The sequence below is a fragment of the Burkholderia sp. BCC1993 genome (genome assembly GCF_905339865.1).
GTDB lineage: Bacteria > Pseudomonadota > Gammaproteobacteria > Burkholderiales > Burkholderiaceae > Burkholderia.
The window spans coordinates 17,981-42,470 of the sequence record NZ_CAJPGZ010000013.1 but is presented as its reverse complement, the minus strand read 5'-3'; the positions used below and the strand labels follow the sequence as shown (position 1 = coordinate 42,470).

Here is a 24,490-nt window from a genome sequence, read left to right as displayed (position 1 = left end):
CTTCCACGGACAGCTGGAACGATCGCGACAAATGAATCGGATGCCTTTTGAAAGCCCGGCTTCTATGCCGGGCTCAACCCCTATTTCCAGAAAGGTCGCGCGTTATCGGAAAGAGTGATCGGTTGGCATCGACGACAGATCGTCATTTGAGTACCCTGGAACAAAGATTTCGACTCCCGGTGATGCTTGAGTGGCTGGTGAGCTCTCCACCCATAGCCAGTCCACAAGCGCCGGCGGCATTCCAACGAAGACATTTGTATTCCAATAGTTCTCCCAATGGCTAAAGCGCTCGTTGAAAGGCCTCGCTAAGCTTTTTTTCGGATCGGTGCACTTGTCTCTAGCCGCAAGTTGCACCGAAATGCATTCCTTTAATTCCCTGATACCCCGAACTGTCGGCTCAATGATACGGCTCCTGATTTGCGACGGAACCAGAGGCGCTAGTCTAGCCTGCAAGTCAGATCTGAATTTTGGCGATTCTTTTTCGTCAACTTCTACAATAGGCAAGTAAGCAACTAGCTGAAGCGGATTAGCCAGCGCCTGTGGTCTTGGCTTGCCTTCATGCATAAATAGCGGGTCAACGTCGGCGATAACCATCGCCTGCTCATTATTGCCAAGAGCGTCGGAACGACCGTTGTAGTAAATACCCTTTGACCACCCTGCATAAGGAGTTATGTTTGTGTCGCTGTGGACGTTGTGCTCGCCCCCATTCCAACTATTTCGCCCGATGAAGCAACTTCCCCCGACCGAATGACTATCGACGGCGTTGCAAAAGACAGTCGTCGCCCCGCCGGCGAGCAAAGCAGCTTGGCCGAATATCCAATAGTCGGCCGATCTAGTTGTCATCGCCGGTACAAGCAGAATTGAGCGCCTCTTCATCGTCCCTGTTTTATCGGAGATACCCAGAAACTTCGCGACGCCCTCTATGTCGGCTTGCACTTGCTTCATCGCGAGATCTTCGTCAATTCTTGAACCGAATCGGCGAGCTAATTTGTGAAACTCTACAGCGAGCGTTTGATGGTTGGCAAGGCTCATCGGCAAAAACAGCTCTGAGCAAACAAATTCTGCGAAACATTCCAGATGTCGCAGTTTTTCGATGTAATGGAGTATTTCTGCGGCCGATACCGCCTCTGCAGTGGCAGAACGAAGCCCGCCTTTAGAACGACGCTCCAATTCGTGCAACAGCCCTGAACTAGAAAAGAGCGGAGCCAATGGTTCCATCGGAGGGTTAAAGACTTCAGCGGCGGCGAGGGATGGATACTTCTTTCGCCGCGAGAAGGTACAGACGATTCGCTCACCGCTCTTCAACTCCAAAGGCGATAGCATGGTTAGCACCGCACTGTGTTCACCAGAAATGTAATCGCCGCTACTTCCCTTCGTGACGACAGACGACGACTCAAACGTCTTCTGATATTCGGGTAAACCGAGAATCTCCCGATATACTTTTTCGAAGTTCAAATCCGACGATCTGCCGTGTAACTTGTACGTGCCGGCCAATATGGAGGGCGCCCCCGTCCTTAGCTGCAGCTGGTTTTTCAGCCAACCCACCGTATCAGGTCTGACCGAGTACTCCGGGAGTACTAGAAGATCCACCTTGAAGCTTTCGCATGCGGTTAGTGCCTCAGCGAGAAATTGTCTGCGACGGTATTCGATTGCACTCGCTTCAAAAGGTAAAAGTGACTTAGACACTCCCGCGACCGGTTTTCTTCTTGGCGGCCATTTCTCGTCCCATTTGTCCGCATCAATTGCAGAATGATGATAGGTCTCATGGAGTTCCCACTGCATCAGAGCGATGCGTACGTGTCCAAGTGACTTCGCCTGCCTCAACTGCCAAGTGTTCTGCTGCAGCGTTCGCCAATCAGTCCGTTCACCCAATGACGATGAACCGGAGGGAGTGGAGGTTTCCCTGGATCCCCGCAACGTATCATTGGTTTCGCGTAGCTCATTGAGCGACGAATGCGATTCTTGCGCGTCGTCGGCTTGGCTACCTATTTCAGACGTCTTGTCGGTCGCATGAATATCGGTCTCAAATACACCGCGGCCAGCCGTTTCGGAAACGTTATCTAGCGTGTCCGACGAAACGTCGCCTTGTGAGTCTTGATGAGCGAAAGCCTCCTCGTTTAGCAATCTACCAAGCCGCGCATCGCGCGCGGCGACGAGTAAAAGGTTTCCGTCAGCGTCTCGTGTTTCATCCCAGACGCTGAGAATTCGCCTGCCTATCGTAACCCGCTCTGGCTTTGCCCCTCCGCCCAAGAGAATCTGCCAAGGTGCGACGCCCCACTTGCCTCCGACTGAATCGGTGAAGCTGCGATCCGCAGGATCAAGTCTCCACGGCCCGACTACCCGAGAAGTATGATTGAGGCCGATATTCACCTCGAACTCGCCGACGATGACTGCGCTCAAAGCAAACGAAGGTGTCGCCCATTGCGAAAGCACAGCTGCGCGATCACATTCAAACGGCCAGTCGGGATGGACACCGTCCCCATCTTCAACAGTCGCAGACGCAATCGCCGCAAGGCTTGTTGCCAACACTTTTGCGCGATCAAATTGGCTAGTGCTCCATTCGCTTATCAACGGTCTTCTCATTAATCCGTTGATCAGTCCAATTCTTCCCGCCAACAAAACCAGCCAACCGAGTGGACTAATGCTTGCGAATGCCCGCTCCGAGGCCCCTTCGGCTATATTTTTTTGGAAGAACTCGGTAAGAGCGCTGACGGATCCATCAGGCCGATCAAAAAGAAAACCTCGCTCTTCAATTTGCCAGACTTCGGCGACTTCACCATCGAGGGGTAGCGGCCATTCTTCCTTCCTTGGGAGGGCCTCCACCGCAAACGTCAACTCACGTAACCACGCCGATATGGCGGCAAGCCGCAATCCTGAGACCAGTACCGTGAAGCTTCGATCTTGCTCTTCGGTACTCTCAATGGTCGAACGTAACGACGACAACCTATCGGCTAAAGACCAGTATGCCCGCGGGAGAGTACGATTCGTCGACAGTGTGTTGACAGTATCCGACTCAGAGGGTTGACTCAGCCAGCCTAGCTGTATCCGGCTGACGACGCGCATAGCGACTTGCTCGAAGAAGGCTCCCGCGATGCCAGGACAATCGAGCGATATGTCAGTCGCGAGGCGTGAGCGCATTCCAGCCGTCTCGGCTTCGCTAGAAAGCACATAGGCCATCGCGCTGTGGTATTCCCCATCAACTGGGAATTTTCGTAACAAGTCAAGTGATCGAGCGACAGATGCCGGAATGTAATCTCGTCCTGGCGGGGATTGGAGTACACGTCCGTTTACGTATGCTCCCCGCAACTTACGAAGGACGTTCCGAAGAAGATGCGCGGCAGGTTCGAGACTGTCAGCGGTGTCGTGACGACCAAGAGCAAGTGGGTTCAATGAAGCGTACTGGTCGAGATCGCTTCGAAACCCAAATAAATCGGACAGAAAAACTCCGGCTCGCCAATGCCGACCATATAGTTCTGGCACGTCGTACGTCTGCAAGCCCCGCGCGCCGCTACGCACGAATGCTAGGCCATCAAGCGAAGATCGCGGATAGCGCGGCGAGAGTAGAGTTAGCTTCAGTGAAGTTTCACCGGGAATCTCGGGACGCAAGTTGACTACCAAATATGGCCAAGCCGGCACAAATTCGGCACCGTCTATCGACATATCCTGCTCGACAATATTATTTAACTTTGCGATCGACTCGTACGCGTCCGCGATCCACGTCAAACTGCGGGTGGTTATTGACAACGCGGGAGGTTGCAACAGCGCGTAAGCAGGCGAGTTGTCGCCGGCCCATGGGGCGCTAAACATCTGAAGTCCATCCACCCCTTGGACTTCCTGCCAATCAAGCGCGATGTCTTCAACTGTTCCGTTCGCGGAGGCAAGGCGGAAGCTCGGAAGCAGCATTTCCTCGTCTTCTCGTTGGGGCGTAACCCACCATAAGGTCGAGATTTTTACCCAATTGCCATCTCTCTCAGCATGAGAAATGAGCAGTAGCCCTCTCGCAGGCACGCCTGGCAAAGGTGGAAGAGGGAGCTTTTCTCCGCCTCCCTGTAGTAAGTGTCCTCGTCTTGATAGCAACTTTGCCAGATGCTGTCTTGGCGCAATAGCCGCAAGCGTCTGGAGAGAGAGCAACGTAGTCTCTCCGTCGTGCCTTTGCTGCGTGCTGAACGGATCATCGTCATTCGGCAATAGACCACGCAGCAACGGAAGAAACCTATCATGCGCGACCGAAAAATGCGCCGCTCTGTCATCCCTCAGCCACCGCTCCATCCTTTCGAGGTCGCTTTCAAACCCTGATAGCGGATCCACGTCTGAAAAATCAGTTTCCGATGCTAGCGCTGCGATTGCTCGATGGATCCATTGAAAGCCGTCGCTCAACACATTGAGTTCCAATTGACCGCTAGAGGTTACTGCGACACCGGTTGTACCAGTCCTCCAAGTTTCCGCATCGGTAATAAGTGATCGCCGCAGCGAAGCGCGCAGCGGGTCGCCAAGATGACGGAGCAAAATCTGGGCTGTTTCGACACGAGAATCAGCCATCGGAGCATCATCGGTCAAACACGCGGCCTTCCAGCGCATGCAGATGACTCGCTGGAAGAACATTCGACGCAAGCGCGCCGTCCCGTGTCCCCATCCCGGGGGCGCATCTTCGCGATTGGTTTGTTCAAACATGCGCGCGAATTCCAGAGAGCGTGCTACACACGCCAGTCCGGCGATACATCTTGTCCGTTCAATTGATTCTTCTGGCGTCAAACCAAATTCGACACGATTTGCCCTCTCGAACAGATTTTCTAATCCCTCGATCGCATGAAATGCCGGATCATCCCAAGGGACTCGTACATCTAGTGTGAAAGGCGCGCCAGAAGTTACAGTACTCCAAAGCTTCCAGTAGCGCGCAATGACATCTTTCGCACTATATTGCATCTCCTTGAATGACAGCGCAGCTTGGTACCACAACCAACGCGAAGCTTTCCCAAGTTCCGCCGGTCGTAAATCATCAGCCCTCAGTGCCGTGTAAACTTGATCTAGAACCGTGTCGGCCGGCATGGCGTACAGTCGAGAATCCCGAAGAAGCTCCAACGACGTTTGCCGGCGTGGACCTTCCGTCTGCCACATACCCCAGCCGGCGTCGCCATCACCAGATTCAAGAAGTAGCGCCTCTTCTCGCGGGCCATAGGCCGGTAGTGCACGGCCCGCGGTTAAATGCCGTGAAAATTCCGCAGACGACATCGGTGCGAAGTTTTCTTTCGAGATTAATTCAAGTTGCAGAGTGCGAGTGACATCTTCAGCGGCAGCTCTCAGAACATCGAGTATTCCTTGATTTTCAGCCAAAATTACCACGTCATCGACATATCTCGCATAACCAGCCCGAACCACTTGATCGCTATTCAGCTCCTGTAGCTTTGCACGCATCACAGCGTCAAGCTTGAAGAGAATAATATTCCCGAGCCACGCGGACAGCACCGGCCCCTGTGGTATGCCTTTCTCCCAATCGGACGCTATCGGGTGCCCGGTGTTCGGATGGTAGTAGTAAAATCCGAAGCTTTGGTCCAGGAGAAAATCGATAGCAGCGTGTTGACGCTCGGCTTGTAGTGCCTTAGGGCGGAGGAGCGGAGCGAAAGCCTCGTGACTATCTCCCAAGCTTTTGTACGCGGACTCAATGCTGCTACTTAAAATGTCTTTAGCGACGATACGCGTTATACGATCGTAGTACCTCTTCAAATCTAGACGGACCATATGAACCTGACTCATCGCTCGTCCCTGCTTCAGCAGCGAAGAGATGAAGCCGCGCCAGCACTCAAAATATGGACGAAACATTCCGCCCTCGCTAGGAGGAGAGCGGCCTTCTAGCGCATCCATGTCGACTTGGTACGCAAAACTCAGCGTCTCGCTATGTTCAGTTCCTCCTGATTCGCCCGTTGTGCGCACGTGATCAATTGAGCGGTAGTAACGAACAGCCGGAATATGATTGCTAAATTTTAACTCGGAACCGTCGTCTAGGCGCTCCGTGAGCAGCTCATTCATTAAGTATTGCTGCACAATCAAATCCTCAAGACATGGCATTGCCTTGAGGCGCTCCTCATCCTTGCCAAATCCTCTCGACACGAAAACGGCGTCGAAAGGCTCGATTGGTTGGAACTGGACCTGCTGGAGGCGCGTTATGAGGCCTTCGTTAAACGCTGTGGCGGCAAGTGATACGCGCCTCCATGCCGCTATATCTGAGAGTACCTCGCCTTTGTTTGCGCCCGCCTGAGCGAGCTCACGCGCGATATTCAGATGCAGGGCGATTTCTTCCGCGGACTGGATCGGTAGCCCAACACGTGCAGGAGCCGGATTCTGAATAAATCGCCAGACATCTTGATGCCACCTGCCATATGAATCAGAATGTGCCGCTCCCGTTGTCAGGACGCGATCGACAAGACCACCCGCCAAGCTCTCAAAGAGTACCGCTAGGCGATACTTCGCTCCAAGAGGAATAGTCTCCCAGCGGTCATCTTCGAGAATGTCTATCGGGGAAACCCTGAGTCGCTCAGCCAGAAATGCTACCGCGACCGGGTGAGTGGAGCGGTCAAGATATGCAATTGCTGACTCTGGCGCATCGAACATTCTGAGTAAATCGTCCGGATCCTTAATTGGAAACGATTGTGAATGGGTCGATTGACTGCCCAGCGGCCAGACGAACCCTAACTCGAGGCGCACGTCTTTATCAAGTTTGAGAACAGTTTGAATGGATGCTGCAGCCCCTTTCAAACCTGCCCCATCTTGGTCCAGGAAGAATCGGACCTGCAAGGGAGCCATATCGGGCAACGTACCAGCGAAATCGATTAGAATTCGAGCTTGAGCGTCCGACATGCGCGCGCCAAGAACTGCGACGGCGGATAAGCCAATACTCTCGAGTCGCAAAGCATCGACCAGTCCTTCGCAAACGTACACGACCGGCTTGGCACCATCGGCTAAGTCGGCTTTGATTTTGGCAAGCGCGAAATTTGCTCGATAGAGCACCTGCGATTTAGGTAGATTCGGTGAATAGAGATACTTTGGCGCTGGCGACTCATTTAGGCTTCTTCCCGCAAAACCTAACATTTGCCCTGAAGCGTCTCTTATCGGAAAGATAACCCGGCCATCGTTAAAGAAATCCCTATACTGCCCTCCGAGATTTAGATAAGTCTCCGCAGCGACGGCATCTGACTTCTTTCTTTCAGGACGTATTAGACCTGCGCTTTGCAATTGACCAAGTAGTTCCCTGAACGCGCCGAAATCCGAACGGCCGTTTTCAACATAATTCACAAGCGTCGCCGGGGCGGCAAATCCCAACTCCGCCGCAGCGGCGACTTCTTTAGGCAGCGCGCGAGCCTTTAACCACGCCTCAAGTGCCTTCGTATCTTTCTGCCTGTATACCCCGAGGACGCGCTCGAGAACACCGGAATTTTCGGACATCAATTCGACGGTTGCTCGACCTATTGTTTTCTGCGATTTTCTTGACGATACACCGCTCGCGAGTGCCGGCGACGCTAATCCATAGGACGACGCCAGCCAACGCACCGCCTCCACAAAGTCCAATCCTTTCGACTGTTTGACTAGTTCGAAGATATCGCCGTGAGCGTTGCAGACAAAACAGTGGTAGTGTGCCTTGTCTCGCGATGTGCCCGGATACAGCGCCATCGATGGATTGGTGTCGTTATGGAATATGCATTGCGCATATGAACGACCGCTTACTCGCTTTACCGGAATTCCCAGCCGCTCGGCGAGATCGTCAATATGAATTGTGTCAGCCAGTTGTTCAATTAGACGGCGAATTTCGCTTCCGGGTTTCTTGGGGCTCATTTTTAATATTCTATACGGAGGGTTTGCGGCTTTTTGGCTTCGATACAAAGGGTTTGCAACTCTAGCACTCTGTCCGAACCCAGGCCGTCAGTCTATCAACAATTGGTAGCCCGGCGGCATCGTCATCCAAGCGGCTATAGGTTGGGTAAAACTCGGTGAAAATCAAAAGACTACCCGTCATGGGACGACTTGTTGGCTGAGCCAATGCTTTAGAATCACACTTGGTTGCTAGATCGCGCTCCTTTTGGCGTAGCATTTATAGAGTCCGTGGCCTCAGCCATGTGGCTTGCAGATAGTCGACCCAGCAGCAGTAGACCCTGCCTGTTCCGCTGCGACCGTGATGGTTGTCCCACGTGGCTGAGCGAAGGTCCGCACCGGTTGAGAGCACACATCCGTTCGCAGCGGGAGCGGGCGTTCGTGTTCGCGCAAGTGTAAGAATGGCTGAAGTTCGATCTGAAGCCGCTTTTCAGACGGTAACACATAAACGTCGGCACGGCCGATAAGAGGATGCTAACTTTTGGTATTCGAGTGACCGCTTGCGAGGTAGAACTGCCTCCCGAATGTCATGGCGTCTCCGCGGACAGATGTCGCTTCATGGCCGTACCGAGACATTCCACTGTCCGTTTCTGCATGCGCAAACTAGCGCGCTTTCTGAACAGCGCGAAACGCGCACGGATAGTTGACGATCATCAAAACCTTCCCGGCCGGCGTTTGCGCGACGATATCTAGGAGATGAAAAGGTCAATGTTGGAATCGTCTGGCGATATCGCACCCTTGTCCTGAATGCAGAAAAGTCGCGCAAGAATATTGTAAATCGCCATTACGTCTGACGAGAAACGCCCCCAAAAGCAACATCTTTCCGACTGAAAGTGCCTACTCATATTGAACCCAACGCGAGAATGAGTAAGATGCCCGAAAGGCTGTCAAAAAGAACGCATCGCGCGGGGTAGCCAAATGCAACGGAACGAGTTGATTCCATCGGCATTGCTCGATGACATCTACGCCGCAGCACTGGGCGATCAGAGATGGGAAGTCGTGCTCGACGGCTTGCGATCGTCGGTAGGCGTGCGCATGGCCACGCTGCTGTCGTTCGACGATACGGCGGGAGTGCCGGTCATCGACCGGGCTGCGGGCGACGACGAACCGTGGGTTGCCGATTGCCGCCGCGCATACAACACCGAGTTCTATCTGTATGACCCGGTCGTGCCGATCGCCGGCAACTGGCCGACTGGTCGCTGGTTCGAGGACGTCAAGCAACTGTCCCGCCCGCAGCGCGAACACTGCGTGTTCTACCAGGAATTCCTGAGGCCATACGGGATCGGCAGCATCGCCGGCCTGTATATCCATCGCGGCGAGCACACCGGCGCATTCCTCAGCGTACAGAGCGGCCCCGAATCGCAGGGCCTGTCGGACGCACAGCGTGTCGCGATCGAAAGCATGGGCGCACACATCAGCCGCGCATTGCGGATCGAGGCACGCATCGGCGAACTCGAAGCACGCGTGGCCGCCGCGGAATCGGCGCTCGATGCGCTTCCGGTGCCGGTGTTCTTACTCGGCGCGCAACGCGAACTCCGCTATACGAATCGCGCAGCCGATCAACTGATCGCGGCGGAACCTGCGCTGCGAATCGTGAACGGGCGCTTCGCGCCGGAAGGCTGCGTCGACGATACGCAATGGCGGCACGCGTTCGCGCGCGGTGGGCTGTTGCTGCGCCGTGCGACGGGCGAACCGCTGCCGCTTGCGCTGATGCCGGTGCCCGAACAGTCACGCCTCGTGCGCGAGCGGCCCGGCGTCGCGGCATTGATGACGGCAGCCGACCTGCGTTCGCCGGCGGCACGCGCGCAGCGGCTGCGCGTGTTCTACGGACTGTCGTCGGCCGAAGCCGATCTCGCGGTGCTGCTGTGCTGCGACGGACGCTCGCCGCAGGAATGCGCCGAACTGCGCGGCGTGTCGATCGGCACGATCCGCTCGCAGATCAAGTCGATCTATGCGAAGACGGAAGTGACTCGGGCGGCGCAGTTGACGTCGCTGGTCATGCAGACGTGACGCCCCCTCACCGCGGCGACACCACAATCGCCGCCCGCCGATTCTGCGCCCGCCCGGCGGGTGTCCGGTTATCCCCCACCGGATCGCTCTTCCCCTTCCCGACCACCGCGATCTGCTTGCCGTCCAGCCCCACATCCACAAGCTCGATCGCCACCACCTCCGCCCGCCGCCGGGACAATTCGAGATCGTAAGCCGCCTCTCCTTCCTCGTCCGAGTACCCATAAACCCGCACACCATTGATCCCGGCCGACCTCAACGTCTTCCCGATCCGCTCGACAACCCGCCTGACGACCGGCTTGAGGTTGTACCGATCGAAATCAAACAGGATCGGCCCCGTCGACCCGAACTCGAACCCCTGCTCGGTCTCCTGAAACCCGGCCGACTTCAGCGCCGTGACCTGCGTCTGCGTGAGCCCACGATGAAGCGGCGGCGTCTTGCACCCGCCAAGCAGCAGGCACAGCAGCACCGCGCTCGCGACGCACATCCTCCCCATGCTCACAGATAACGCGTTTTTCATCACCGCCCCCTTCCTTCGCATGCGCCCGCATCGCGTGCGCGTCTTATCCCGCCGCCGCGGCCTCGCCCGCAGCGCGAAACGATCGACCTCAAACCCGCCCGGCTACGCCTTCCGCCAACTGCCACGACCCCGGCCGCGCACGCTTGGCGCGGTACATCGCGGCATCCGCCGCGCGCAGCAAGCCGCTCGCGTCGGACGCGTGGTCGGGATACAGCGCCACGCCGGCACTCATCATGGTGGCCACCATGCGTCCGTCGGGCAACTCGATCGACGACACCATGCCGGACAAAATCTGGTCGGCGATCCGGCACACGCTGTCCGTTTCGCGCACACCCGTCAGCATCACCGCGAATTCATCGCCGCCGAGGCGAGCGACGAGATCGGCTTCGCGCACCTGCGCGCGCAACCGCGTCGCGATGCCGACCAGCACCGCATCGCCGGCATCGTGGCCAAGGCAGTCGTTGATTTCCTTGAAGCGGTCGCAGTCGAGATACAGGATGGCGACCCGCTGCCCCGTCACCACGGCGTCGCAGAGTGCAAGCGACAGACGCGACTCGAACTGCACGCGGTTGGGCAAACCCGTGAGCGCATCGTGCGTCGCCTTGTATTCGAGCGACGCGTTCTCGTCGCGCAGCGTGTTCTGCCAGTCCTCGAGTTCATCGAGCAGCGCATTGAAGTCGTCGCCGAGCTGGTTCAGTTCGGCGATCGCCACGGGCTCGACGCGACGCGCGAACGCACGCTCGCGCCGCACGGCGTGCGCGACGGCGGCGAGCGCGCGCAGCGGCGCGACGATGTTGCGCAGCAAACGCTTCGAGCTGACATAAGCGCCGAACACGCTGACGACGAGACAGCCGAGAATGCCGCCGATGCCGCCGAGCAGGAATCCGAAGAACTGATGCCCGCGGCCACGCACGATCACCTGACCGACGACGATGCCGTCGTGCATCACCGGAACGGTCACGGCGCCCGGCAACGCGAGATCGGCGACGCCGCGCTCGAGCCCGGCGATCCGGCCGCCGGCAGGCAGCTTCCAGATCGCGAACAACTGCCCCTTGTTGTCCGTGACCACCACCTGCGCGACGTCCTCATCGCTTGCGATCGTCGCGATCGCTTCGCTCGCCGCGGCACGGTCGCCGAACACGAGCGCCGCCTCGACCGTGTAACCGAGCGAGCGCGCCAGCAGGTTCAGGTTGTTGCCGGCATACGCACGCAACGCGATCACGGCGACGACGATCAGCGACACGGCGGCCATCGTCACCGCGACGAACGCCAGGCGCAGGTGCGCGCGGCGCAACACGCTTTGCAGCGTCGGGCGCGGCACGCGTGAGGACGCAATGGGGGGCGCGGAACGTGTCATGGCGTCAGCGTCCGCCGCGCGAGGTTGAGCACGTTCGGATGCACGCGCACGCCACTGCGCGCGACGGCGTCGAGATTGATGTCGAACGTCACGTGCTCGCCTTCGACCGTCAGACAGAACATGCTGCCCGCGGTGCACGACGGATCGTGTTCGGCGATGGTCAGCACCGGATGGCCGGCGAGCGCGGTTCTCACCCGCATTCGCTCGTCGTTGCCGAGCGCGCCGAGATACACGACGTCGCAGGCGATGCCGAGCGAGGGATCGTCGAAGCGGACGCGCTGCACGTCGAGCACGGTCGAGCCGGCCTGCATCGTATCGGTGAGGTCGCCCGCGTAGTCGGGCCTGCCCGTCACGCACAGATGCAGGCGCACGGGCGTCGTCGGCCAGCGCGTGAAACTGACGATGCCGAGCACGACCTGGCGTACGTTGGAGTCGTGTGACGAAAAGGCGGGACCCGTGGGGCCGGCTGGAGTCGCGGTGGCTGCGACGTGCATCGTGTCGACCGGGTCGTCCCTGTCGGCAAGCGATCCGGCGAGGACAGAAGGGACAACGCTCAGAACGCAAACGATTGCGATGAATGCGTGACGCAACGAGGCGACTCGGCCCGACCGGCCGGACGCCGTCCGCGCGGCGATTGCCGCCGCGCCCGCTGGCGTCGATGCAGCCGCATGATTCGCGGCCGTCGCGCACACACTCGCATCCATGATGGAAACATCGGTTGCAGTCGTTCCCGGCCCTGCCTCCTGCCTGCGATGTGCGCGCGCAGGTACCGTGTCACGCACATGATTGCTTCCATCTTAGGTAAAAATTCGCAACCCGAACCAGTGGGATACTCCCGCCAAATCGCAATCGGGAAATAGGGCGAATCGGTGCGATGCGCGACGATGCGAGCGAACTGTTTGCCGACGACGATCGAGCCTCGCCTTCGGAAAATTGATCAGTGGATTGGACACCCGGGCGCGTCAACCTTCATACATTCGCCCCGGCTTCGACCGAAGCCTCATCCGCCGCCCGACGCTCACCTTCTGCCAGAAGCGGTCACGTCATTTTTTTCCATCGCGATCGCCCTGCGAGCGACACCGCCGGCCACGAATCGATATCGACGAAAATACCGGTGCGTGAATCCTGATCCTGCCGCCACACGCCGGCATGTGGGAGCCGGCCTGCACATTGGAGCGCCATGAAAGTCGAAAACTCGGAACTCGAAGCCTTCGTCGCCGTTGCGGAACTCGGCACGTTCCATCGCGCGGCGGAAAAGCTGCACCTGACACAGCCGGGGCTGTCGCGCCGCATCCAGAAGCTCGAGCAGACGCTCGGCGTCGAGTTGTTCCAGCGCACCACGCGCAGCGTGACGCTCACGGGCGTCGGCCGCCAGTTCCTGCCGATGGCGCGCGAGCAGATCGCGCAGCTCGGGATGATGCTGTCGTCGATCCAGGAGATCGCGCAAAAGCGTTACGGCAAGGTGCGGCTCGCGTCGATCCCGACGGTCGTCGCACAGGCGCTGCCCGAGGTACTGCGCCACTATGCGGCCAGGTATCCGCAGGTCGCCGTGCAGATCCTCGACGGCAATCACGACTTCGTGCTGTCGCAGGTGCGCGCGGGCATCGCCGAGTTCGGCGTGAGCCTGCACCCCGGCGACGACGATGATCTGGTGTTCGAACCGCTCTTCACCGACCGTTACGTGCTCGCGACCCACGAGGACGATCCGCTGGCGCGCGCGGACGCCGTCACGCTCGGCGAACTGCGGCACGCGAAGCTGATCATCGGCGGCCGCGACAGCGGCAACCGTCTGCTGCTCGAAATGCTGATGGGTCAGGAGGCGGTGCGAACCCGCTGGTTCTACGAGGTCGAGCACATCTCGTGCGTCGCCGCGCTGGTGGCGGCCGGCGTCGGCTGCGCGATCCTGCCCGAAAGCGCGCTGCGTGCGTACGGCTCGCCGGCGGTGCGCGCGGTGCCGATCGCGAGCCCGACGATCGACCGCACGGTCGGCATCGTGCGGCATCGCACCATCTCGATGTCGAGCTTCGCGAGCGATCTCCTTGCGCTGGTGAAGGCAGCGTTCGCGTAATGCGGCGGGCGCGGCGGCGCTCGCATTGATGCCGGTTTCGCATGAATCGCGAGCCGAACGGCATTGGACGCCTGAAAAATGGCTGGTGACGATGGTGGCGAACATGAACGACGGACACGGGCAGCACCCGGGTCCGGGCAGATTCCGGAGGAGCCACCATGCATTTCGACTTGATCCTGCGCCGCGGCGAGCTGATCGACGGTACGGGGGCCGCGCGCTTCGAGGCCGATCTCGGCGTGACGGGCGAGCGCATCGCCGCGATCGGCGACCTGGGCGGCGCGACGGCGGCACACACGCTCGACGCGAGCGGCCTGGTCGTCGCGCCGGGCTTCATCGACAGCCACACGCACGACGACGCGTTCGTGCTGACCGACCCCGACGTCGAGCCGAAGGTCGCGCAAGGCGTCACGACGGTGATCGCCGGCAACTGCGGGATCAGTCTCGCCCCCCTGCTCGCCGAACGCGACGTGCCGCAGCCGCTCGACCTGCTCGGCGCCTGGCAGTCGTTTCGCTTCCCGTCGTTTCGCGCGTATCTCGACGCGCTCGACGCAACGCCCGCCGCCGTGAACACGGCAGCCCTGGTCGGCCATTCGACGCTGCGCGTGCGGCACATGGCCGATCTCGATCGCGCGGCCAGCGCGGTGGAGATCGCGGCGATGGCGGCCGACGTGCGCGAAGCGATGACGGCCGGCGCGTTCGGCGTCTCGTCGGGCACCTTCTACCCGCCCGCGGCGGCCGCGACGACCGACGAGCTGATCGACGTGTGCGCGCCGCTGCGCGAGACGGGCGGCGTGTTCGCGACGCACCTGCGCGACGAAACCGACGCGATCATCGCGTCGCTCGACGAAGCGTTCTCGATCGGACGCGCGCTCGACGTGCGCGTCGTGTTGTCGCATCACAAGGTGGCCGGCAAGGCCAACCATGGCCGCTCGGTCGAAACGCTCGCGCATATCGACGCGCAGCGCGCACGGCAACCGCTGTGCATCGACTGCCATCCGTATCCCGCCACGTCGACGATGCTGCGCGCGGATCGCATCCGCCAGTCGTCGCGCGTGATCCTCGCGTGGTCGAAGCCGCATCCCGAGCTCGCGGGCCGCGACTTCCACGAACTGCTGCCGCTGTTCGGCGATTCCGTCGACGCTGCGATCGACGCGCTGCGCCCCGCCGGCGCGATCTACTTCGTGATGGACGAGGCGGACGTGGAACGCATCATGCGCCACGAATTGACGATGATCGGCTCCGACGGCCTGCCCAACGACATGCGCCCGCACCCGCGGCTGTGGGGCACGTTCCCGCGCGTGCTCGGCGAATTCTCGCGCGAGCGCGGTCTGTTCCCGCTCGAAACCGCCGTGCGCAAGATGACGGGCCTCACGGCCGAGCAATTCGGCATCGCGGCGCGCGGGCGGCTCGCGGTCGGTCATTACGCGGATCTCGTCGTGTTCGATCCCGCCCGCGTGATCGACCGCGCAACGTTCGCGAGCCCGACGCTCCGCCCTGAAGGCATCGAGCACGTGTTCGTCAACGGGCGTGCCGTGCTCGAACACGGCAGGCACACCGGCACGCGCCCCGGCCGGGCGCTGCGCCGTGGACGCTAGCGTCGGCCGATCGATGGCACGCCTGTCCGTCGTCGCGAAGGCCGCCGCCCGCGCGGCCGTCGCCCCGGAATCAACCTGCACGGAGTCACCATGACGAATTCCAACGGCATCCCCACGCCGCGCGGCATGCAAACCGGCCCGGCCCCGCACGCGGACACCGCCGCACCCGGCCTCGACGCGCTGTACGCGCGCCTGAGCCGGCGCATCATTCCGCTGATCCTGGTCTGCTATTTCTTCGGTTATCTCGATCGCGTCAACGTCGGCTTCGCGAAGCTGCAGATGGTGACGGACCTGCACCTCACGGACGCCGCCTACGGCGTCGGCGCCGGGTTGTTCTTCGTCGGCTACCTGCTGCTGCAGGTGCCGGCCGGCTGGCTCGTGCGGCGGATCGGCGTGAAGCGCTGTCTCGCCGGCTCGATGCTGACGTGGGGCGTCGTGTCGGTCGCCACGCTGGCGACCCGCGACACCGCGAGCTTCTATGCGCTGCGTTTCCTGCTCGGCGTGACCGAGGCCAGCTTCTTTCCGGCCGTGATCGCGTACTTCAGCGTGTGGTTTCCGTCGCACCGGCTCGCGAAGGTCATGGCCTTCCTGTTTCTCGCGATGCCGCTGGGCGTGATCGTCGGCGGCCCGCTGTCGGGCTGGATCATGGACGCGACGCATGGCGGTTTCGGGCTGCGCGGCTGGCAGTGGATGTTCCTGATCGAAGGGCTGCCGGCGATCGTGCTCGGCGTGTACCTGCTCGCACGCGTGACGGAGCGGATCGACGACGCGACCTGGCTGACCGACGCCGAGAAACGGATGATTCGCGCGGAGATGGCGCAGGAAGCGGCCGGCAAGCGCACGCAGCTCGGCGCCGCGCTGCGCGAACCGACGCTGTGGCTGCTGTTCGCGACGTCGTTCCTCTACAACGTCGGCAACTACGGGCTGGTGTTCTGGATGCCGACGATGATCAAGGCGCTCGGTTCGCTGAGCAATCTCGGCGTCGGCCTCGTCAGCGCGATCCCGTATCTGGTCGCATCGGTCGCGATGGTCGCGAACGCGCAGCACTCGGTGCGCACCGGCGAGCGCCGCTGGCATACGGCGCTGCCCGTCGCGATCGGCGGCGTCGCGCTGCTCGCGAGCCTCGGCATGCGCGCACATCCGGTGCTCGCCGTCATGTGCCTGACCATCGGCGTGGCCGGCATCATGAGCACGCTCGCGATGTTCTGGAGCCTGCCGTCGCGGATTCTCGCCGGTGAAGCGGCCGCGGGCGGCGCGGGGCTCGTCAACATCGGCGCGGCCGTCGCCGGGTTCGTCGGCCCGACGCTGATGGGCTACGCGACCGGCTTGACGGGCAGCACCGAACTCGGCGTCGCGCTGCTCGCCTTCACGCTGTTCGCCGCCGCCGCGCTGATCCTGTCGATTCCGCGCCGGCTGATGGTGCGCACGTGAACCCGGTGCCTTCGATGCGCAGCGCGCTCGCGCTGGCGGCCGAAATTCGTGCGGGACGCGTGAGTGCCGTGTCGCTCGTCCAAACCGTGCTCGCCGATATCGCCGCGCGCGACGGCGCGATCCATGCTTGCGCCCGCACCTTCGACGAGCGGGCGCTGCGCGACGCGCTGCGGATCGATCGCCTCGTGCGTGACGGACGCGATCCCGGGCCGCTGGCTGGTGTGCCGTTTCTCGTGAAGTGGAATGTCGACGTGGCGGGCTACACGACGGTCGCGGGCTCGCCGGCGCGCGCCGCGTTGCCGCCCGCCGTCGCCGATGCCACGATGGTCGCGCGACTCTGCGCGGCCGGCGCGGTGCCGATCGGCGCGACGCACATGGACGAACTCGCGTGCGGTGCCACCGGCGTGAATCCGCACTATGGCGCCGTGCGCCTGCCAGCCGACCCGGCGCGCATGACGGGCGGTTCGTCGAGCGGCTCGGCCGCTGCCGTCGCGGCCGGCTACGTGCCGCTCGCGCTCGGCAGCGACACCAACGGCTCGATCCGCGCGCCGGCGGCGCTATGTGGCGTATGGGGGTTTCGCCCGAGCGACGGGCGGCTGTCGGCGGCCGGTTGCCTCCCCTATGCCGAATCGCTCGACACCGTCGGCGGCTTCGCGAACGATATCGACGACCTGGCCGCGCTGTATGACACGCTGCGCGATGCGCATGCAGCGCCCTCACAACCGGCTCGCGATCCGGCCGCGCCGCTTCGCGTCGCCGTGCTGACGGGTGATTTCGAACGACATGCCGATGCGGATGCGCAACGCGCGGTGCGGCGTGCGGCGGCATGTCTGGATGCGGGGGAAGCGGTGCCGGTCGACAGCGACGAAGTCGCACGCGTGCGGGAAGCCGCGGTCACGATCTCGAACGTGGAGCTGGCCCGCAACCATCGCGGGTTGCTCGACGCGCCGGCGGCGCACGTCTCCGAACGCCTGCGGTCGCGCATCGCAACCGGCCTCGCCACGTCCGGCGCCGCCCATCGGGAAGCGCTTGCCTGCCGGGCCGCGTGGCGCGCGCGCGTCGAAGCGCTGTTCGCGCGCTACGACGTGCTGCTCGCGGCCGCGACGCCCTATGCCGCGCCGCGCTTCAGCGACGCGACCGTCGATGTCAACGGCGTCGCGCTCGAACCTGCGAAGACGCTCGGCCTGCTCACGCAGCCAATTTCGTTCGCGGGGCTGCCGGTCGTCAGCGCGCCGTGCTTCGTGCCGGGTGAATTGCCAGTGGGGGTGCAGTTGATCGGCGCGCCGCAACGCGACGCGGTTTGCTTCGACGCCGCGCGGCAATTCGCGGCTGAGTGGCGCGACGTGCCTCGTTAGCGCCCCTTTGGTGACCCGGGGTGCCAAGTCTGCTTGCGGTTCGAGCGTCCACGCCACGGCGCACATACTGCGAGCAGTTGCTGCGACGGCTACCAATACTCGTCAAGTCGTGTGGAAGACGCTACGGATGGCAGACGTCGAGCGCGCTCGCTCGCGCGACGGGAGAAAAGCGATTCAGAATGCGTTGATGCTCGTCGGATCAGAACTGCCAATCCTGCTGGTGCATGAATTCTTCGAGATCGATGCATGGAATCTCGAAATGCGCACATACGTTGGGTATCTTCGCTGCATGCGGCTTGGGCGCCAGCCCGTCGCCCACGCGCTGCCATCCCTCTTCGGTCACGACCGTTCCTCGACGGACCCTGGCGCAGGCAATAACGAACGGATCGGCGACCGGTGTGCCCTTGAGACGCTGCTGCTGCCCGATCAATGCCTGAAAATGCCTGATCTGCAAAATCGCCGCGACGAACCGCAGTTCATCCGCATTCGGCGTGGTGAACAGGGATCGATTGCCCCGCACCCACGCCAATACATCCGCGCTCACGGCTTGTCGCTCGATCTCGTTCAACACTTCTCTCGTGGAGATCAGTCGACGCTGACCTACGAGCCTTTCGATACCATCCCAGATACTCCGGAACACACGCGGATAGAAATGCTGCAGCGATCGAATGGAACTGGTGTCGAACACATAGATCATGCACCCGCCCCATGCAGAACATGCGCTTCAAATCCCGCAAAGCTCTTCGGCTTGATCCCCAGAAAATCCGCTGCCTGCTCGAGCGTGATCTGATGCCGGTAGTGACGACCGACGACTTCTCGCGCAAAGCGGTCGCTCAGATATGCGCCTTGATTCGCGTAGTAGCTACCGCCCGTCGCCTCTCTGCGCTGCGCCGACCAGATCGTCGCCTTGCGCTTGTAGAACGCTTGACTGACTCGCCCCTGGTCGAGCATGCGCCGCAGCACTGCCTCTCGACTCACCCCGAAATAGCCGGCCAGTTCGGCAAACGCCTCCTCGGACGCGGATTCAACGTCGGCGGGAAGCCCGGCCGCGAGACGATCGAATGCCGTGTGCGGAATCAATACATCCGCTGCTATCGCGTTGCAGAATCGCTCGATTTTCCTCTCGGCCTGAGGAAGCGCATCGATATAGCCGGAATCGAGCTTGCTCAGGCCGTTCATGCCCAGGAGCAGGTGCGCCAGTTCGTGCAGAAGACTGAATATCTGACGCGTCTTCGTCGTACCGTTGTTGAGATAAATGATCGGGAATGCATCATCCATCAAGCAAAATCCTGAAATCTCACGCTGCTTGAATGCCGACTTGAAGACAAAAATGCCCGCGTCCTCGATGGCTTTTCGCCATTGCTTGAGGGCGAGATCGTCATTACGCCAGGACGCTTGTTCCTCGAGTGTGATGCCCAGCGCATCACGAATCCGCTCCGCCTGCTGCGATACGGACTCCGATAGCGAGAGCGACAAGGATTTCCAGATCATGTCGGCCGCGGGATTGCGCCCGCCGAACACTTCCCTGAGCGATAGCTGAAACGCCTGCGCCTGCCGGACCTGCAGATAAGTGTCACGGGTAAGCGACCGCATATCCGCGTCCGGCAGCGTCCGAAATTCACGTTGGGGTACTTTCTCCTCGGGCGGAGCGGGAAGAAAGAAAACCGCGAGCGGCCTCTTGAAGACCTGATACGCGAGCTTTTCGAGCTGAGCGTAGGTCGGCGCCCCCGCGCCCGCCTCCCAATCGGCAACCTCGGCCGACGGAATGCGAAGCATGGTCGCGACTTCGTCGATCGACAGTCCGACCGTTTCTCTCGCCCAACGCAACACCTCGGGCTGAACGCCTTCGACAGGTTCTCGTTTCATCCTTGCTTCTCTATCGATTCAAGAGGCCAACATCAGCAGCATGATGGATACATGCGTCGCTCGCCACCGACACGCTCAGCGTGCACGAAACGCTCGCGCCGGACAGGGCCCGGAATGCCGCCCTCGCCGGCGCTTCGAATCCATTCTAAATCATGAAGTTACGAGTTCGAGCGGCGGCGACGCGCGAGAAAAGGCACCGAATCTCGACCGACGCTTCGCGCAGCAGTGACGCTCACAATGTCGCCAATCGTGAAGCGCGATCCACCGGGCCGATCCTGATTTTGCGGATCGAACGACATAGCGAGTATCCTAACGAACAGCCGCATGTCGACGAACTGTCCGTCATTCGGCCTCGTCCACAACGTCGGCTTATCACCGACATCAACCGCGGTCACACCACCGATGGACTTCGACGTAATCGTTCTGGGCGCGGGCATTGTCGGCGTCTCCGCCGCGCTGCACCTGCAGGATCGCGGCCGCAAGGTCGCCCTCGTCGACCGCGGCGCGCCCGGCGAAGGCACGAGCTTCGGCAACGCGGGGCTGATCGAGCGCTCGTCGGTCGAACCGTATCCGTTCCCGCGCAGCCCGTTCACGCTGATGCGCTACGCGCTGAACCGCTCCACCGATCTCTACTGGCACAGCACGTCGCTGCCCGCGTTCGCGCCGTGGCTCGCGCGTTTCTGGTGGGAGTCGGCACCGCTGCGTCACGCGGCGGCCTCGCGCGACATGCTGCCGCTGATCGAGCGCTGCATCGTCGAGCACGACGCGCTGATCGCGCGCGCCGGCGCCACCGAGCTGATCCGCGCGAGCGGCTGGCTGGAAGCGTTCCGCACGCCGGCCGCGTTCGAACGCGCCGTCACCGATGCGGGACTCACCGCGCGCCGTCACGGGCTCGGCATCACGCCGCTCGATGCCGCGACACTGCGCGCGCAGGAACCGAGCCTCGCGCCCGGCTTCTGCGGCGCGCTGCACTGGCTCGATCCGAAAAGCGTCGTCGATCCGTCCGCGCTCGTCAAAACCTACGCGCAACTCTTCGTGCAAGGCGGCGGCACGCTGCTCACCGGCGATGCGGCGAGCCTCGACGCGCTGTCGCCCGGCTGGCAGGTCACGACGGACGACGGCAAGATCGCCGCGCCGGCCGTGGTCGTCGCGCTCGGCCCATGGTCGGACACGGTGTTCGGCAAGTTCGGCTACAAGATTCCGCTGCGCGAGAAGCGCGGCTATCACATGCACTACGCGCCGTCCGAACGCGGCGCGCCGTCGGCGCCGATCGTCGATCGCGAATACGGCTACGTGATCGCGCCGATGCGGCGCGGCTTGCGGCTGACCACCGGCGTCGAGATCGCCCGGCGCGGCCTGCCGCCGACCGGCGTGCAGCTCGAGCGCGCGGAACGCGTCGCGCGCCCGGTGTTCGGCTTCGGCGAACGGCTCGACCCGCAGCCGTGGCTCGGCTTCCGGCCGTGCACGCCCGACATGCGGCCGGTGATCGGCCCCGCGCCCGCGCATCGCGGGCTGTGGTTCTCGTTCGGGCACAACCATCACGGGCTCACGCTCGGCCCCGTCACCGGCCGCCTGCTGGCCGAGATGATGACGGGCGAAGCGCCGTTCACCGACCCGACGCCCTACCGCGCCGACCGCTTCTGATTCCGCTCGCCCGCGCTCAGTCGAGCGCGCGGCCGAAGATCCGGATCACCTCGTCGAGATGCTCGGCCATCGCACGGCGCGCGGCCTCCGGGTCGCGCGCACGGATCGCGTCGAGGATCGCGCGGTGTTCGAGCTCCGAGCGGTGCGGCATGTCGTTCGGCATGTACAGCGACTGCAGCCGCTGGAACATCAGGTCGTACTTGTGCGCGAGCAGCTGCTTGATCATCAGCGCATACGCGGGGTTGTCGCTCGCTTCCGCGATACGGATATGGAACAGCCGGTCGCCCGGATGCGTGAGCGAGCCGCTGCGGTTGTCTTCCTGGTTGCGCAGGAACGCCGCGTGAATCCCTTCGATCTGCGCGTCCGAACCGTGCTTCGCGGCGAGCGACGCGGCTTCCGGCTCGATCAGCCGGCGCGCCTGCAGCAGCGCGAACGGCGGGATTTCGGTATCGAGGTCGAGCGCGATGCCGAGCTCGGGATCGATCTCGACGACCGGGAACGGCGCAACCTTCGTATCGGGCCGCGGCTCCGGCGCGGCGGCCGCCTCGGGTTGGCGCACCTTCACGCCGTCGCCGACACGCACGCTGACGAGCCCGCTGACTTCGAGCGCGATCAGCGCCTCGCGCACCGACGTGCGCGACACGCCGAACTGCTCGGCGAGTTCGCGCTCGGGCGGCAGGTAGCTGCCCGGCGGGAAGTCGCCGGACTCGATCATCGCGCCAAGCTTGTCGGCGATCTGCTGATAAAGGCGGCGGTTCTGAATCGGCTGGATGGACATACGTTGATACAGGTAAGCGATTGCATTGCGGACGGTCTGACGAATGGAACACGCGCGCCGGGCCGTTCGCGCCTATTTTATATGCCGGGCTTCGAATCGCCCGGCAGCGCATAGCAACGCGCGGCCGTGCCGCCCCACAACGCGTTGCGCTCGGCCGCCGACAACCGCGCTTCGGCCCAGCGCTCGACCAGCGACGCCACTTCGTCATACGACGCCGCGAGCAGGCACACGGGCCAGTCCGACCCGAACATCAGCCGCTGCGGGCCGAACGCGTCGAGCGCGGCGTCGAGGCATTGCTCGATGTGCCGGATGTCCTGCCCGCGCAGGCCGCGCCGCCAGTCCGTCTCGGTCACGAGCCCCGACAGCTTGCACACGACGTGCGGCAGCGCGCCCAGCTCGCGCAACCCGGCACGCCAGCGGGCGAGCGCAGCGCCATCGCGGTGGAATTCGGCGAGCGGCGGCTTGCCGGCATGATCGAGCACGAGCCAGTGCGCATCGTGCCGCGCGCAGAACGCGCGCACGTCGGGCAACTGGCGCTCGAACACGAGCACGTCGTACACATAGCCGTTCGCCTGCAGCCACGCGACACCGCGATTGAACGCGGGATCCGCGACGAACGCGCCGACGTCGGCTTCGTCCTGCACCTGGTGACGAAAGCCGCGCAGCTTCGGGCTGCGCCATTCGGCGATGCGCTCGGCGAGTTCCGGCGCACCGAGATCCTCCCAGCCGACCACTGCCGCGATGTGCGCGTCGTCGCGGGCGAGATCGAGCAGGAACGCCGTCTCGTCGCGCCCGGCGCGCGCCTGCACCGCGATCGACGCGCCGAGCGCCTGCGCGTGCATCTGCGGCCAAAGCGCGTCGGGCAGGTAGTCGCGGGCGAGCACGCCCATGCCGGGGCCGATCCACGGATAGTCGGCCGCGCGGTAACGCCAGAAGTGCTGGTGGGAATCGATACGCACTGCGCCCATGGTGTCCTCGTGATTCACCGTTTCCCGCCGCGTCACGTCACGCTCAGTCGTACAGCACCGCCGTGATTTTCGGGTCATCGATATTGGTCTTGTCGTACCAGTAGAAGCCGGTATCGATGACCTTCGGCAGCTTCTCGCCCTTGACCGACTTCACGGCCGCCTCGACCGTCTTGTAGCCGATCCCGACCGGGTTCTGCGTGATCGCGCCGGCCATCAGCCCGCTGCGGATCGCGTCCTTCTGCTGCTTGCCGGAATCGTAACCGACGATCACGACCTTGCGCTTCATCTCGCGCACGCCGTTCACCACGCCGATCGCCGAGCCTTCGTTGGTGCCGAACACGCCCTTGAGCTTCGGATACGCCTGCAGGATCGACTTGGTCACTTCGGTCGACTTCAGCTGATCGCCCTCGCCATACTGCACGGTCACGACCTGCACCTTCGGGTGCGCGGACTTCATCCGTTCGAGAAAGCCGTCGCGACGGTCGATGCCGGTGCGGCTCGTCTGGTCGTGCGCGACCACGGCCACCTCGCCTTCGTCGCCGATCAGCGCGGCGAGCTTGTCGGCGGCGAGCGCGGCGGCGGCCTTGTTGTTGGTCGCGGCGGTCGTCACCGGGATGTCGCTGTCGACGCCCGAGTCGAACGCGATCACCGGAATCTTCTCGGCCTGCGCCTTCTTCAGGAGCGGCAGCGCGGCCTTGCTGTCGAGTGCCGCGAAGCCGAGCGCGGCCGGCTTCTTCGCGATCGCGGCGGACAGCATGTCGATCTGCTTGTCGACCATCGCCTCGGTTTCGGGGCCTTCGAACGTCACCTTCACCTTGTAGTCCTTCGCGGCCTGCATCGCGCCCGATTTCACGGCCTGCCAGAACTGATGCTGGAAGCCCTTCGAGATCAGCGGGATGTAGGATTCCTGCGCCTGCGCGCCGGCCGTCACGCCGACGGCGAACGTCAGCCCGACGATCGCGTTCAACACCTTGCTCCTGATCACTTCGCGTCTCCTTGGTTGGTATCGACTGAAATGCCGGCCCGGCCGGCGGTGAAGCG

At 62.3% G+C, this 24,490-nt stretch carries 15 protein-coding genes; 6 read left to right on the top strand and 9 right to left on the bottom strand.

From position 1 onward, the window contains the following. Positions 1-102: 102 nt before the first annotated feature. Positions 103-7,824: a CHC2 zinc finger domain-containing protein gene (locus U4Y91_RS22345; protein WP_321806898.1), complete on the bottom strand. Its 7,722-nt coding sequence runs from the start codon at positions 7,822-7,824 to the stop codon at positions 103-105. 954 nt (positions 7,825-8,778) lie between these two features. On the opposite strand from U4Y91_RS22345, the gene U4Y91_RS22340 reads away from it, so the two are divergent. After that, complete coding sequence (locus tag U4Y91_RS22340) at positions 8,779-9,870, top strand: helix-turn-helix transcriptional regulator (protein WP_321806897.1); 1,092 nt, start codon at positions 8,779-8,781, stop codon at positions 9,868-9,870. Positions 9,871-9,877: 7 nt separating this feature from the next. Here the strand turns inward: U4Y91_RS22340 and U4Y91_RS22335 are convergent, their stop codons facing one another. The 3 genes from U4Y91_RS22335 to U4Y91_RS22325 form a co-directional block, all read right to left on the bottom strand. After that, complete coding sequence (locus U4Y91_RS22335) at positions 9,878-10,387, bottom strand: OmpA family protein (protein WP_321807059.1); 510 nt, start codon at positions 10,385-10,387, stop codon at positions 9,878-9,880. Between the two features lie 88 nt (positions 10,388-10,475). Further along, positions 10,476-11,744, bottom strand: coding sequence for a diguanylate cyclase domain-containing protein (locus tag U4Y91_RS22330; protein WP_321806896.1), 1,269 nt, complete (start codon positions 11,742-11,744; stop codon positions 10,476-10,478). Continuing rightward, positions 11,741-12,448 (bottom strand): YfiR family protein, encoded by a 708-nt coding sequence (locus U4Y91_RS22325; protein ID WP_321806895.1) that lies wholly within the window; start codon positions 12,446-12,448, stop codon positions 11,741-11,743. The genes U4Y91_RS22330 and U4Y91_RS22325 overlap by 4 nt, the downstream gene beginning before the upstream one ends. Positions 12,449-12,924: 476 nt before the next feature. Between U4Y91_RS22325 and U4Y91_RS22320 the strand changes: the two genes are divergently transcribed. From U4Y91_RS22320 to U4Y91_RS22305, 4 genes are all read left to right on the top strand, one after another. Further along, the gene (locus U4Y91_RS22320; protein WP_321806894.1) at positions 12,925-13,812 is read left to right on the top strand and encodes a LysR family transcriptional regulator; all 888 of its coding nucleotides are present in this window, start codon (positions 12,925-12,927) and stop codon (positions 13,810-13,812) included. Between the two features lie 158 nt (positions 13,813-13,970). Beyond that, positions 13,971-15,407 carry a D-aminoacylase gene (locus U4Y91_RS22315; protein WP_321806893.1) on the top strand — a complete coding sequence of 479 codons (1,437 nt, stop codon included), beginning with the start codon at positions 13,971-13,973 and terminating at the stop codon, positions 15,405-15,407. Positions 15,408-15,497: 90 nt separating this feature from the next. Further along, positions 15,498-16,838: an MFS transporter gene (locus U4Y91_RS22310; RefSeq protein ID WP_321806892.1), complete on the top strand. Its 1,341-nt coding sequence runs from the start codon at positions 15,498-15,500 to the stop codon at positions 16,836-16,838. 14 nt (positions 16,839-16,852) lie between these two features. Beyond that, positions 16,853-18,193: an amidase family protein gene (locus U4Y91_RS22305; RefSeq protein ID WP_321807058.1), complete on the top strand. Its 1,341-nt coding sequence runs from the start codon at positions 16,853-16,855 to the stop codon at positions 18,191-18,193. Between the two features lie 199 nt (positions 18,194-18,392). On the opposite strand, the gene U4Y91_RS22300 is transcribed toward U4Y91_RS22305, so the two are convergent. Both U4Y91_RS22300 and U4Y91_RS22295 read right to left on the bottom strand, forming a co-directional pair. Continuing rightward, the gene (locus U4Y91_RS22300) at positions 18,393-18,890 is read right to left on the bottom strand and encodes a PIN domain-containing protein (RefSeq protein WP_321806891.1); all 498 of its coding nucleotides are present in this window, start codon (positions 18,888-18,890) and stop codon (positions 18,393-18,395) included. Beyond that, the gene (locus U4Y91_RS22295; protein WP_321806890.1) at positions 18,887-20,059 is read right to left on the bottom strand and encodes an XRE family transcriptional regulator; all 1,173 of its coding nucleotides are present in this window, start codon (positions 20,057-20,059) and stop codon (positions 18,887-18,889) included. Before U4Y91_RS22295 ends, U4Y91_RS22300 begins: the two co-directional genes overlap by 4 nt. 402 nt (positions 20,060-20,461) lie before the next feature. On the opposite strand from U4Y91_RS22295, the gene U4Y91_RS22290 reads away from it, so the two are divergent. Next, positions 20,462-21,703: an FAD-binding oxidoreductase gene (locus tag U4Y91_RS22290; protein WP_321806889.1), complete on the top strand. Its 1,242-nt coding sequence runs from the start codon at positions 20,462-20,464 to the stop codon at positions 21,701-21,703. Between the two features lie 16 nt (positions 21,704-21,719). Here the strand turns inward: U4Y91_RS22290 and U4Y91_RS22285 are convergent, their stop codons facing one another. From U4Y91_RS22285 to U4Y91_RS22275, 3 genes are all read right to left on the bottom strand, one after another. Then, positions 21,720-22,481 (bottom strand): FadR/GntR family transcriptional regulator, encoded by a 762-nt coding sequence (locus U4Y91_RS22285; RefSeq protein ID WP_321806888.1) that lies wholly within the window; start codon positions 22,479-22,481, stop codon positions 21,720-21,722. A 77-nt stretch (positions 22,482-22,558) separates the two neighbouring features. Beyond that, positions 22,559-23,449, bottom strand: a complete 891-nt coding sequence (locus tag U4Y91_RS22280) for an amidohydrolase family protein (protein WP_321806887.1) — start codon at positions 23,447-23,449, stop codon at positions 22,559-22,561. Between the two features lie 43 nt (positions 23,450-23,492). Next, the gene (locus U4Y91_RS22275) at positions 23,493-24,434 is read right to left on the bottom strand and encodes an ABC transporter substrate-binding protein (protein ID WP_321806886.1); all 942 of its coding nucleotides are present in this window, start codon (positions 24,432-24,434) and stop codon (positions 23,493-23,495) included. Positions 24,435-24,490 lie beyond the last annotated feature (56 nt).